The following is a 12,491-nucleotide window of genomic DNA, read 5'->3' as shown; positions in this document are numbered from 1 at the left end:
CCTTCTACGGTTAAACTTGTAAGGCTTGCATTATCACTGCAAGACAAGTACTCCAGCTTCTTATTGCTGCTGACATCCAAGCTTCCTATCCCGGTGTTATAGCACCACAATTTAGTCAGAGCCTCAGCTCCTTCTACGGTTAAACTTGTAAGGCTTGCATTGTTCTCGCAACGCAAGGTCATCAGTTTTTTATTGCTGCTGACATCCAAGCTTCCGATCCCGGTGTTAGCGCAATACAAGTACGTCAGAGCCGTAGCACCTTCTACGGTTAAACTTGTAAGGCTTGGCGTGTTTGGGCAATACAAGTTCTCCAACTTCATATTGCTGCTGACATCCAAGCTTCCTATCCCTGTGTTAGCGCAATTCAAGTCAGTCAGAGCCGCAGCACCGTCTACGGTTAAACTTGTAAGGCTTGCATTATCACCGCAAGACAAGAAAGTCAGCTTCTCATTGTGGCTGACATCCAAGCTTCCGATCCCGGTGTTAGTGCACATCAAGGTCTCCAGAGCCGTAAAATGTTCAATCCCTGTTAAGCTTTTAATGCCGGTCTCACCATGAACATCTATCCTTGTAATAGCATCAATCTCTGCTGCAGATAACTTGCCGTCACCATTGTCAAAATTGTTTCTTATGTAATTCTGAAACTCTGCGTCCGGAAAGTTGTCTGCATTGATTTCTATATCCCCCACAGCATAGGTTGTAGGGGGATCCCCAGGCAATCCGCGTGGTTTCCCCTTTACTGGACCTGCTGCTTCTGCTTTCGCTCCTTCTGCAGTGACCGTAACCATCCTCTCTACGTAAGACCCCCCACATTATATCCCTCTACCTTGCTGTAATCATATGCGGTGTCCTCTACGCAAAGCCTTGCCGGGTATTCTGCCGTTCCTGCCGGAATAACTGTGCTGTCGTCCGCCCAGGTCCAAGGTTCCGGAAGCGCCACGTCTTTCAATGCTGTTCCGGCTTTCGCCCGCAGGTTCTCCGGCAAGCGGATGGCTGGGGCTGTTTCCTTCTGTACGTTCCCGTCCTGCGTGACCTCCGGGGCAGCGGGAGCAGTCTCCTCTGCCATGACAGCCAGTGGGCTGGCGATCATCATAACGCTGAGCACTGCTGCCATTGCAAGAACTGCCGTCTTTCTCTTCTTACCGTCCATTCCTTTTTCCTCCGTTTTGTTTACAATATAGCCTATATTTAAAAAATCGATAAAGCCTTTTATCTTTTTCGTTTATCAGGCTTTTATTCCGAAAGGAATCAAAGCCCTTCAAACCTTGCAGAATTGTCAGTTTCACAGGGTTGGCTCTTTCGATAACAATTTATTTTTTGTTTTTTTTGATCGACAACAGGTAGCCTTCCGGGCGCGCTGCCTGCAGCCGAATGGAATCCTTACCCGGCGCCATCTTTTTTTTCAGCCTGGACACTGCTGCGTACAGTGCCTGGCTGTCGCCTCCCATCGCTTGCCCCCATACCTTTTCGTAAAGAGCTTCTTTGGAGATCGTGCGCCCTTCATTTTGTACAAGCAATCGCAGCAGCGCGAATTCTTTGGTCGTCAATAGCATATCCTCGCCATACAGATAGGCTACATTTGCCACTTCATTCAGCATCAATGGGCCAATCATAGTAAGGCCTTCGGGTTTCATACGTTGTTTGATGGCATCCCTGCGCCAGAAAGCCTCAATCCTGGCCAGCAAAAGCTCGATGTGGAAGGGTTTGTTGAGATAATCGTCTCCTCCGGCCCGGATGCCTTCCAATGCCTGTTCTACCCCGCTCACCGATGTCAGAAAGAGGATGGGAGCGGCTGTCTGTTCCCGTATTTCACGGCAAAATTCCACTCCATTGCCATCCGGAAGCAGTATGTCCAGGATGATCGCGTCGGGTTCTGTCTTTGCAAGATGTTCCCTGGCCTCGGCCAGAGTCATAGCAGTCAGTACCTTGTAGCCGGAAAGCGTCAGCGCTCGGCTGTTGATTTTATTCAGATGTTTATTATCCTCTACCAGCAGGATTATCTTGTTTTCTTCCATCGATTATTCCCCCTTGTACACAGGCAGAGTAAAGGTAACGGTCGTTCCTTTGCCCAGCTGGCTTTCAAGGGCAATCTTACCGCCGTGCCCCTCGATAATCTCCTTGCAGATGGCAAGGCCCAATCCCGAGCCGTCTCTATCGTCATGTGCATATCGTTCAAACGCATGAGGCAGAAAGTCCGGCGCGATTCCGCTGCCATCATCCGATACCGTCACAGTAATGACATGATCCCCCTGCTCTCCCGTAACACAAACTCTGCCATCCTCCGTATGCTTGCCCGCATTGGTCAGCAAGTTGAACATCACTTGAGTCAGCTCATCGGCGCTGCCGTAGATTTTCGGTAATTCCGGCGCTAAGTCCAGAGAAAGCGCCGTGCCCCTCCGTTCTAGGATCGGTTGATAGAGCCGTGCCGTCTGGCGAATAATCCCTTCCGGAGAAAAAGGCCGCTTGTGCTCTGCCACATCACGGGAAAGCGTGAGGCGGCGCGCTTCCTCTACCAGCAGGGCCAGGCGCCCTGCTTCCGCTGCAATCGCATCCAGGTCTGCAGTCGTCTCTTCGTCAATCCCTTTCATCCTGAGTTCCTTGACTGCAAGCTCCGCGTAACCCATCATTACTGCCAGTGGAGTACGCAATTCGTGCGAAAGGGTGTCCAGCAAATCGGCCCGCAGCTTATTCACCCGATCCAAAGCTGCGTTTTCTGCCTGCAGCTTTTGCTCCTTTGCCCGCACTGCGTCCATCTCTCGAATCGTGCCGATAAACACCGCTGTCATTTGCAGGAATACGAACAGCAGCAGCCCCATTTCTGATAGCGGCGCGTTGGCATAACTGCCATAGGGAGGGATGAAGATATCCCGGTAAAAAAGGATATCGCGCACAGTCGCATACATCATGATTCCGCCGCCGGCGAGGAACAAAGCCTGTGGCAGCGCGATCCTTCGAAGCTTCATGACAGCCCGGACAATAACGTATACGATGGTAATGCCCATCACCGCCTGGTAATAGATCAGCAGCCTGGAGATTGTCATGGAATCCAATACGAAATGGCACCCAATAAACAAGCCCGATGCCGCGATAAGGAAGATACGGAACCACCGCTGCATCGTACCGGGAAACATGGAATGAAAAATCAGCACATAGAGCACCGATGCCACCGGCAAGGTGCAGTATTCAATGGCAAAGGCCACGAACCAGGAAAAATCAGGGAACAAAGCCGTCGCCAGCTTTGGCCCGGTAACAAAGGTACGAAACACGAAAGTCAGGCAGAACAGGGAAAAATACAGATTCGCCCGGTATCCCCGGAATAAAAACCAGAGGGTAATATGCACCAAAAACAACGTTATAAAACAGCCGATCAGCAGGGCCGCCACACCATAGGTACAGGCCACAAAGGCTCGCATCATAGGCACAGTCCCAACCACATAACCAGCATGGCTTTCATTTTTTCGATGGGCATAGTTGGACACTTGCTGTACGATCTCGATTGTACCGTCCTTAGGCGCGACGGTATAGGAAAACAGGACATCTCCCTCTGTCGTGGACTCAGCAGTTTCACCGGGATTTCCAATATCTTCCACCCACTGTCCATTCAGATAGAAACGATCCGAAGACAAGGGGGAGCTTTCGGACACGACATAATGTGTGCCCGGTGGGACGCGCAGCCGTATCCGGCTGGTACCATAAGCGGCCGGGTACTGATAGGTATCGACGATCTTTGCCTCTGATTGGCGAGCGGAGAACTCCTTTGGCGTCAGCAATTCTTCCGGAATGTATTCGACAGGACCAGAAAAACGCACATTGGTTGACTGAAAATCCACATCACGAAGATCCCATATACCGTTGTCTGAGTGAACGGTCGTCACTGGCACGCTGCCCTGGATCAACCATGTAGCGGCACAGAAAAGCAGCATCAGCGGCAGCGCGATACAAAGCAGCAGTTTTTCCGGTCTGCGAATTGTTTGATGATCAGGCAGCTTCACGTTTTTCCTCCTCTGTGGAATTAGCAAAACAGAAAGCAGGATCGCTTCCTATTATATCATAAAGTTATATATTTTAGTTTAACATAACACCTTTTCAGATGGAATAAAAAAACGCAAAACTGTGAGAATTGTCAGATTCACTAAGTTATCCGCGCTTGCCCTTTTCAGGCTCTTTCGTTTTGTTCGCTGACAGCCATTGTCTCCGGGCAACCCCTTTTATCCTTTTTGGGGCAAACTCAATTATCCTTTTGTAAGATCATCGGCCCGAATTCCATTCCCGATCTTTCCATGTTTTTGCATCAATTTTAAGTAACGGAGTCTTTCTGCAGTGTAAGTTCCTAAATCAAGGAATATCAAGGGATTCCGAGGGAATGCGCCCTTCCAAATCTGCCCTTTATTCACAAAAAAAGACCCCTGGCAGAGGTTCGTTCTCTGTCCTGAGTCTTCCTATTTCTTCAAACCCCAGGCTATCCAAATTTGCCCTTTTTAGGCTCTTTCACTTTGCAGGCTGACAGCCATGGCCTTTCCCGCTTTGATCCCGGTCTCCCATGCGTTCTGCAGATTAAACCCGCCGCAAGGCCCGTCATAGTCAAGGACTTCGCCAGCGAAATATAACCCGCTGACTAGGCGCGATTCCATAGTCATTTCATTAACTTGGGAAAGATCCACTCCGCCGGAAGTGCACTGGGCTTGTTTCCACCCTTTCACACCGGAAAGATGCAGGTTCCATTGCTTTAAAATTCCCGCCAAAGAAGCAATCTGCTCATGGGAAAGGTCCGCTGCCTTCATATCTCCGTCCGTCTGGATTGTGCTCATCAGCTTTTCAGCCAAAGCCGCCGGTACGACAGAAAGCAGCAGGTCTTTTGCTTTCAATCGAGAAATACGGCGTCGTTCCCATAGAAAATCCTCCGTCTGGGGCAAATTCATATGGGGCAGAACATCCAGGCAGATCCGATATCGTCCGATTCCCTCGAGGAAGGATTCATGCTCCTCCAATTTGACAAAGCGGCTTAAATTAAAAATACAGATCCCAGAAACGCCATCGGCTGTAAACTGGACTTCGCCTTCTTCCTGAGAAACCAATTGATCATCTTTCCACAATCCTGCAGCAGCCCTGACGCGGATGCCCTTGAGCCGGCGAAAATCTTCCTGCACATCCAAAGCGGTCAGGGACGGCGACAGCCTGGTAACCTTATGACCCAGCCGTCTGGCAAAAGAATAGCCGTCGCCGGATGTACCGAACTGGGGCGCCGCTTTTCCCCCTGCCGCAATTAAAAGGCGTCCGGCAGACAGCTTTTCTCCGCCGCTGCAGGTGACAGCAAAACCATTTGCATCTTTGTCAACCTGCTGGGCCCCGCAGCCGCACTTCGCCTGAACGCCCAGGGCCTTCAACTGCCGCACCATTCCATAAACCACATCCGCTGCCTGCTGGGAGTAGGGATAAATCCGCCCTTGTTCATCGGTTCTTGTTATAATACCCAAGGAAGAAAAAAACTCCAGCGTCTCCCTCACGTTGGGACATGCCGCATTGGTCAGGTTGCATTTGCCATTGCCTGTGGCCGTCAGTTTTTTCCCAAGCGAATCTTTTTTTTCCAAAATGCAAATGGACAGCCCTTCGCATTGTGAAGCAGCAGCAATTGCAGCCGCCATGGCAGAGGCTCCGCCGCCGATAATACCAATATCCCACATAATTCCTCCACAATCATTCATAAAATGTTAATGAATTATACCACAGAATTTAAGCTTTTACCACCTGCGGCGCATTGAACCAGGACATAATAAGTGGTATTATAATAGAGCAGTTTTAGTAAGACAGAAAAGGGGTTTTGAAATGTTAAAAGCAATTGGGAAGCTTTTGAAATGGATTTTTATATTTGCAATCATCATCGTGCTCGTCGGCGTTCTTGGTGTAGGTTACGCCCATTTTATCGAACCGAACCGCCTTACAGTCAGAGAAACACAGGATACCAGTTATTCCATGGAAGAGCCGATCACCGTTGCAGTATTCGCAGATACGCACTTCGGCTTTCAATATGATACGGATATGTTCCAGAAAGTCGTTGACAAGGTCAATGAAAATCCGCCGGACATCTTGCTTTTCGCAGGCGATTTAATCGACAATCTCAACCAATATTCCGGAGACACTTCAGAAATATCAAGAAAGCTTTCCATGATGAAAGCGAACTTGGGGAAATACGCAGTATTTGGCAATCATGACTACGGCGGCGGCGCTGAATATAAATACGAAAACATTATGAATCAGGGCGGGTTTAAAGTCCTAGTCAATGAAACGGTTACCTTCCAAAAAAACAATCTGCGGCTGATCGGAATCGATGATCTGCTCATCGGTTACGGCGATCCATCCGTTGTCAATCGTGCGGATGCGTCCATGTATAACCTGGTATTATGTCACGAGCCGGATATTGTTGACAAGATTTTAAATTCTAATACGGATTATATGGTAGCCGGCCACACCCACGGCGGGCAGATTCGGATTCCGTTTTATACGGAAAAGTATCTTCCTTCCTACGGCGAAAAGTACGTGAAAGGTGAGTATAAGCTGGATAACAAAAACAAGACGATCCTCTACGTCAACTCCGGCCTTGGAACCACGAAAATACCTGCAAGGCTGGGAGCTGTACCCGAACTGACATACATCACCATTTCACCCGGTGAGCGCTGATTAATCCCCATACTGCTCTAGCCAGCGAGGAGTTTGCGGGGCCTCATGTTAGGCAAAAAAGAGTGCTTGGCTGATCGCTCCAGCTTATTTTGATCTAAGTTTGCGATGATTTTTCATCGTGGGAAAAGAAAAAATCGAACGTAATAAAAAAGCCTGTCCTCCGCTAAATAGGTACAGGCTTTTTCCATATACTTTATCAATTTAATCCTTAAATATATTAGAAAAATCGGGCCGATCGTCATCTTTAACGTCTGCACTGTTTTTGATGGACGCAGCTTTCTTTAGCGCTGCGGCTATCTGCGCTTCCTCCGCCTGCCTAATGGCAGCAGCAATTCGATCCTCTTCCTCTTGCACAGGATCAACAGGTGCGTTATCAGCGTTCTCCTTTTCCTGAGAAACCGCTGTGTCAGGCTCAGCCGCCTTCTTTTCCGTAGGTTCAACACCTGACGTCATAGCTGGCTGTGCCATTTCCTGGACAGGCTCTGCTGCTGGAGTACTGTTCTCCTCAGCAATTTGCTGAACTGAAAATTCTCCCGCCTTGACCGGAGAGTCCGGCTCATCGGATTTGTTTGAATAATCATCTATCACTTCTGCAGCTTCTTTAGCTTGCTGCTTTTTCTTTGCTCTTTTATCTTTCTTGGTTTTCGGCTTTTTCACTTTCTTTTCATGGGGCATATGTATTCCCAGCTCCAAGGTACTGATCCCCTGCAGCATAAACATAATGCCTAGAAGCACGGCAATGGCAAGACCTGCGATAATTGGGTTCAGGAAAGCATAGATACCTCCCAGCGCGCACAAAACTCCTGTTATCAACGTCCAAGCAAAATTCAATTTCTTATGCGCCCGGTCAATCATCGTCGCCGTAACGACCCGCAGCACGCCGGAAAACATCGCCCACATTCCGAACACCATGGGAATAGCCACGTCAGCCGCAATCTGGTTGCTCAATACCAAAATGCCTAGAATAAACGTTATAATCGCTTCCGTCAGGATCCAGCCGTTATTATCATTTTGACCGCTCCTGCCCCAGCAGTAAGCGATGCCTTGTATGATGCTGTTGATAACCATAATCAGTCCCAGCACAAATGCCAGCGATAAAAAGGTTTCTCCCGGATTGGCAAAGCAGAAAACACCCGTTAAAACCAATAGTATACCGCTGATAATCGTCAATACTCTCAAATTTATGTCCTCCCTTGCTGTCAGGCTCACGGAACGACAATCAGTTCCGCCTGCTCACTAATCTTTTCTCCAAATTTCGAAATCAGGTTCGTTTCGTTTTTTACTTGTCCGGATTTTCCTAAGATCACCTGAGTAATTTGATTTTTTTCCACTAAATCTACCAGCGTTTCCAAAATATTGTTGGAACGTACCACTGTCAGATTGGCGCCATATTCAATGGCCTTACCATACAGATAATCCAAAGCTTCCCCTTCTTCAGAACTTCCCAGGATTTTAAAATCCTTCGGCGCAACATGAATAATGAACAGTTCTCCGTCCTGTCCATTCAAAACCTCATGTCCGTACCGTATAAGCCGGTCACAGGTCTTCTGCTGCGTAACACACACCATCACATTTTTCATAATATCCCCTTAGCCCTAATACTGCTACCATAATTCGTCAAATTCACTGGTAGTCTTATCCACGTGTCTTACTCGCTTCTCCTTCTTTTCCTTGGGAACGACATCAAATATTTTAATGATTCCATAAATCAAAATAAATCCAATAAATATAATTCTAAGTACCTTATTGATCTTTTTTAACATCTCATCAACCCTTTCTCATCTAAGCATTCTTATTCCTTGTCCCATTTCAAGCACGGGACAATTGATCGAAACTATTTAAGATTATATCACACATGCAGCTGTTTCATCTACCCCTATCCGGTTCTTTCACGAAAAATCCACTTATTCGCAAATGCTTTTAATAAACGCCTCATAATCAGAAAGGATCTGATTCATATCCACAGATTCGTCATCCAGCGCCAAGCCATAGAACGGCGGCATCTTCAGCCCCCGTGCCTGAATTGCCTTTTTCAATTCCTCTATGTAAACACCTGAGCCCTCAACAATGGCATCATTGTATGAAAGGTCAACCGGGCTGGCACCCCACCGATCATCCCAGCTGGTTATATCCACGCCGCAGGTGGGAGAACCGTCACAGCTCAGAACGCCGACCGTTTCATATCCGGCCCGCTCATATTCTTCCATATATGTGACCGCCTGCTCCGCAAGCTCTCTGCAAAAGCTGCGAAAGCCATGATTGTCATACAGATTTTTGGTCGCCCACCACCGTTTGATTCCCAGATAAAGGGTCTCCGGACATTGCATTTGGTTGATCCCTAGTCCATATTTATGTAATGTATCGAATACCTCTTTGCACATCCCTGGATATCTGGCCAGGCCCAGGACTTTATTGTTGGTGTTCAGCAGACAACTGGACACGAAAATAATCTTTTTGCTGCGTGCATCTTCTTTGCGATCCATTATTCCTTCCTCCACTTCATTGTTTGATTATTCAGACTTCGCCTTTTTAGTATATCATAATTTCAGCTGTTTTGATATTATTCACAAAAAAACATCATGAAACCGGTGCAGCAGCATATGATCAATCTTGCAACTTACCGTAGATACCTGCGGCGAAATCAGCTATAATAAAGACATGGACAGAACAATACTTCATTGCGACATGGATGGCTTTTACGCCTCTGTTGAATTATTAAAATATCCTCAATTAAAGAATCACCCGGTAGCGGTCTGCGGGAATCCGGAGAACCGTCACGGTATTATATTAGCCAAAAACGCCCAAGCGAAGAAATATGGAATTAAGACAGCAGAGACCGTATGGCAGGCGAAGAAAAAATGTCCGAAGCTGCAGCTTTTGCCGCCTCATCATCATAAATACAAAGAATACAGCCTCAAGATCAATGAAATTTATCAACGCTTTACCGACATGGTGGAGCCTTTCAGCATCGACGAATCCTGGCTGGATGTCTCAGCCTCCCTTAAGCTTTTTGGAACAGGGCGGGAAATCGCGGATACTCTGCGGGAAACCATCAAAAAAGAGCTGGAACTTACCCTTTCCGTAGGCGTTTCCTTCAACAAGATCTTTGCAAAGATGGGCAGCGATTATCATAAGCCGGACGGTACAACCGTGATAAGCAGAGACAATTATAAAGATATTTTGTGGCCGATGAATGTTCGAAGCATGTTTTTTGTCGGCGCCGCTACGGCAGACAAACTCAATAAGACAGGGATCCAAACCATCGGCGATCTGGCCCGTGCTGACCGGACGCTGCTGACCGCGCTCTTGGGCAAGCAGGGAAGCATGCTCTACGAATACGCCAACGGTTTGGACAGCAGTCCGGTCAGCCGCTACAGCGAGCGGGAAAAAATAAAATCAGTGGGCAACGGAACCACCTTTCGCCGCAACCTTCAGGGGATGGACGATATTAAGGTCGCTGTTACAGCCCTTTCCGATACAGTAGCCAGCCGGCTGCGCAAATATCAGATGAAAGGGTTTGGTGTAAAAGTGGATATCAAGGACCCGGAGTTTAAGGTAATTTCCAGGCAAAAACAACTGTCTGCGCCGACCAATTTGGCCGAAGAGATTTTTCACGCTTCCATTGAGATCATCGCTTCATCCTGGCGTCTGCGGGATCCGATCCGCATGCTGACCATTACGGCGATCAACTTATGCGATGAAAACGAATCGGAACAGCTCTCTCTCTTTGATCTGGAGGGCCATGCCCGCCAGGAACAGGAAAAGATTGAACGTACCATCGACAATATCCGGGCCAAGTTCGGCGACAATGCCATCAACTTCGGCCGAGTGATCAATAACGACATCGGTATCGATCTGGATGACAACCGAATAGAATAAACCAGCTGTTTACCGGTTTGATATAGGCGATTGGGCCACTCTCGATTAATGCCCTTTATGCTTTTCTTTCCGCTTTTTCTGCTTTAACTGGAACTGCTCCTGCTTCATTCTCTGCTTTCTCTGTCGATTTGTTTTTTTCGTCTCTGCTTTGCGTTCCTCCTGCTGCTGTTTCAGGGCCTGCTGCGCCTTTGTCCCCACCCCTGTTTGGGACAGGTCCTTTGCGATTGCCCTGCGCATTCGTTTTGGATTGATGCGCCGCTCAGGAAATTTTTCCATTGGCTGCGGCTTGCTGAAACGAAACGTTCTCCAATTCTCGGATAAAAACTCATAGATTTGATAATCTTTCGGTTCGGCGCCGAAAGTCACTTTATAGACTTGATACTGCCCTTCACAGATTCGCTCATAAACGCCGATCCAGAAAGGTTCTTCAAAAAACACGGTAAACGTAGCCCTGATTTTTTGCATGACAAAATCCTCCTTCTTTTTTCAAAAAAGAGAATGGACAACCAAAGGAGGCAGGTTACTGACAGAGCGGATGCTCTGCGCCCGGACTACCAGCCGGACCGTGTTTTTATCTCTCAGAAATATGAAACTATCGATAGTTTATCACATTTTTTCGCAAATGGGAACAGACCAATGTCTGCTTTTCCAGACCTATAAATTTATTTTTTGCAAAGAAAATAATACTTGACTTGATCACGGAATGTTTTCCAGGGAGCCTTCAACCGTTCAGGCGACTTGCTGGCAGGATCGTTGATCAGCACATGTTCTTCGTCCATCCCGTACCAGAGAATATAATGGCCGCCATGGGTCCAAAGTCCTGGTCCCATGCAGGCAATGACCAGATTTCCCGTTTTGACAGCAGCTCGTGCTTTTTGATCATATTCTTTTCTCTTTGTTTTATCCATGGTACGTAAATTAACTGAATTGAGCATTTTTACATCAATGCCGTACACTTTCCCCTGCGGGGTAAAATAACTGTAATAGGTTCCCTGACCAGCCGCTTTATAGCCGTATTTCAAGGCCCAGGAAGCGGTCTTAGGGGGCGTTACGTTTTTGTCTTTCCAGGTTGCAATCACCATCGCAGCGCAGGTGGGGCCGCAACCCGCCCGGCCTATAGTTGTATGCTCCCCTTTTGCTGAATAATCCAAACCCGCCCACTTGGAATCTGTCTGCATATAATAGACAGGCCTGCTATTTTTCATTTTAGAACACCTCCAGTCATTTCCAATGCCGCAGTAATCTGATCTTGCAGCTGATCTGCCGCCCGGCATAGACCCGGGCCTGCCCCTGCATCATTTACGTCAAGGAGAGCAGAAGTGAAGAATTCGATTGCCGTAGTCAAGCTCTCATGCTCATAACCATTTCTTCGTTGGCACATCGCTGAATCTTCAACGTATTTCAGGGTTCTTGGTCCCAGCCCCGGACATTGTCTCACAATTTCATCTTTATCAAGAAAGAGATGCTTGTAATAGACCGTCATTCTCTCTTGATCCTTAATGAGATTTCCCAGAAAACTCCCCTCCGGATTTGTGCTTGTCATCGTCAGGCATTGTTCAATTATATGGGTAATTTCATGCATAATAACTGACAGCATAATTTTCTCCCCTATGGACTGATAGCGGCTGCGGACATATCGCGTATCAACCAGAATGACATTCTTAAACTGCATTCCCAGAACTGTCCGCGCTTCTTTCATTGTCTCGATCCCGATACGAGTATTGGGCGTCATCACTTGAGCCACGTAAGATCCAAGCTCCCGTTCTAGTAGATCGAAATAGCCGCCGGCCTCTGGATCCATTTCTCTGCATGGATCCAGCACATAAATTCGCTCAAAGGTACAGGCCGGGCAGTCCAGATTGCCAAACCATCTGCTGAACATCTCATTTTCCTGCAGCACTGATAACCATCTCTCCCAATTTTGTAACACAGGTTCG

Annotated in this window: 13 protein-coding genes; 2 read left to right on the top strand and 11 right to left on the bottom strand. The window is 47.7% G+C overall.

The features are described from left to right. From LG211_RS04920 to LG211_RS04900, 5 genes are all read right to left on the bottom strand, one after another. Positions 1 to 788: leucine-rich repeat domain-containing protein (locus LG211_RS04920; RefSeq protein WP_465250775.1), on the bottom strand; the 788-nt coding region annotated here is incomplete at its 3' end. Between the two features lie 5 nt (positions 789 to 793). Further along, a complete protein-coding gene (locus tag LG211_RS04915; protein WP_269477076.1) occupies positions 794 to 1,150 on the bottom strand; it encodes a hypothetical protein in 357 nt (118 codons plus the stop codon). 160 nt (positions 1,151 to 1,310) lie between these two features. Then, the gene (locus tag LG211_RS04910) at positions 1,311 to 2,015 is read right to left on the bottom strand and encodes a response regulator transcription factor (RefSeq protein WP_269477075.1); all 705 of its coding nucleotides are present in this window, start codon (positions 2,013 to 2,015) and stop codon (positions 1,311 to 1,313) included. Between the two features lie 3 nt (positions 2,016 to 2,018). After that, positions 2,019 to 3,992: a sensor histidine kinase gene (locus LG211_RS04905; RefSeq protein ID WP_269477074.1), complete on the bottom strand. Its 1,974-nt coding sequence runs from the start codon at positions 3,990 to 3,992 to the stop codon at positions 2,019 to 2,021. Positions 3,993 to 4,478: 486 nt separating this feature from the next. Further along, positions 4,479 to 5,681, bottom strand: coding sequence for an aminoacetone oxidase family FAD-binding enzyme (locus LG211_RS04900; protein ID WP_269477073.1), 1,203 nt, complete (start codon positions 5,679 to 5,681; stop codon positions 4,479 to 4,481). Positions 5,682 to 5,823: 142 nt separating this feature from the next. Between LG211_RS04900 and LG211_RS04895 the strand changes: the two genes are divergently transcribed. Then, positions 5,824 to 6,675, top strand: coding sequence for a metallophosphoesterase (locus LG211_RS04895; RefSeq protein WP_227755266.1), 852 nt, complete (start codon positions 5,824 to 5,826; stop codon positions 6,673 to 6,675). A 201-nt stretch (positions 6,676 to 6,876) separates the two neighbouring features. Here LG211_RS04895 and LG211_RS04890 read toward each other — a convergent pair whose 3' ends face one another. The 3 genes from LG211_RS04890 to LG211_RS04880 all read right to left on the bottom strand — a co-directional run bounded on the left by LG211_RS04890 (position 6,877) and on the right by LG211_RS04880 (position 9,158). Continuing rightward, a complete protein-coding gene (locus tag LG211_RS04890) occupies positions 6,877 to 7,854 on the bottom strand; it encodes a DUF308 domain-containing protein (protein ID WP_253019604.1) in 978 nt (325 codons plus the stop codon). A 26-nt stretch (positions 7,855 to 7,880) separates the two neighbouring features. Further along, on the bottom strand, positions 7,881 to 8,255 hold the full coding sequence (locus LG211_RS04885; protein ID WP_148394893.1) for an adenine nucleotide alpha hydrolase family protein: 375 nt from the start codon (positions 8,253 to 8,255) through the stop codon (positions 7,881 to 7,883). 324 nt (positions 8,256 to 8,579) lie between these two features. Further along, positions 8,580 to 9,158, bottom strand: coding sequence for a CD3072 family TudS-related putative desulfidase (locus LG211_RS04880; RefSeq protein ID WP_148394891.1), 579 nt, complete (start codon positions 9,156 to 9,158; stop codon positions 8,580 to 8,582). A gap of 127 nt (positions 9,159 to 9,285) precedes the next feature. On the opposite strand from LG211_RS04880, the gene dinB reads away from it, so the two are divergent. After that, on the top strand, positions 9,286 to 10,554 hold the full coding sequence (gene dinB, locus LG211_RS04875) for a DNA polymerase IV (protein WP_227755269.1): 1,269 nt from the start codon (positions 9,286 to 9,288) through the stop codon (positions 10,552 to 10,554). Between the two features lie 45 nt (positions 10,555 to 10,599). Here dinB and LG211_RS04870 read toward each other — a convergent pair whose 3' ends face one another. From LG211_RS04870 to LG211_RS04860, 3 genes are all read right to left on the bottom strand, one after another. Beyond that, positions 10,600 to 11,019, bottom strand: coding sequence for a YjdF family protein (locus LG211_RS04870; protein WP_227755270.1), 420 nt, complete (start codon positions 11,017 to 11,019; stop codon positions 10,600 to 10,602). Between the two features lie 197 nt (positions 11,020 to 11,216). After that, positions 11,217 to 11,759, bottom strand: coding sequence for a C39 family peptidase (locus tag LG211_RS04865; RefSeq protein WP_269477072.1), 543 nt, complete (start codon positions 11,757 to 11,759; stop codon positions 11,217 to 11,219). Then, on the bottom strand, positions 11,756 to 12,454 hold the full coding sequence (locus LG211_RS04860; RefSeq protein WP_227755272.1) for a hypothetical protein: 699 nt from the start codon (positions 12,452 to 12,454) through the stop codon (positions 11,756 to 11,758). The genes LG211_RS04865 and LG211_RS04860 overlap by 4 nt, the downstream gene beginning before the upstream one ends. Positions 12,455 to 12,491: the final 37 nt, after the last annotated feature.

It is taken from the genome of Hominibacterium faecale (genome assembly GCF_020734085.1).
Classification (GTDB): domain Bacteria; phylum Bacillota; class Clostridia; order Peptostreptococcales; family Anaerovoracaceae; genus Hominibacterium; species Hominibacterium faecale.
The sequence above is the reverse complement of the archived record's forward strand: the minus strand, read 5'-3'. Positions and strand labels throughout refer to the sequence as shown.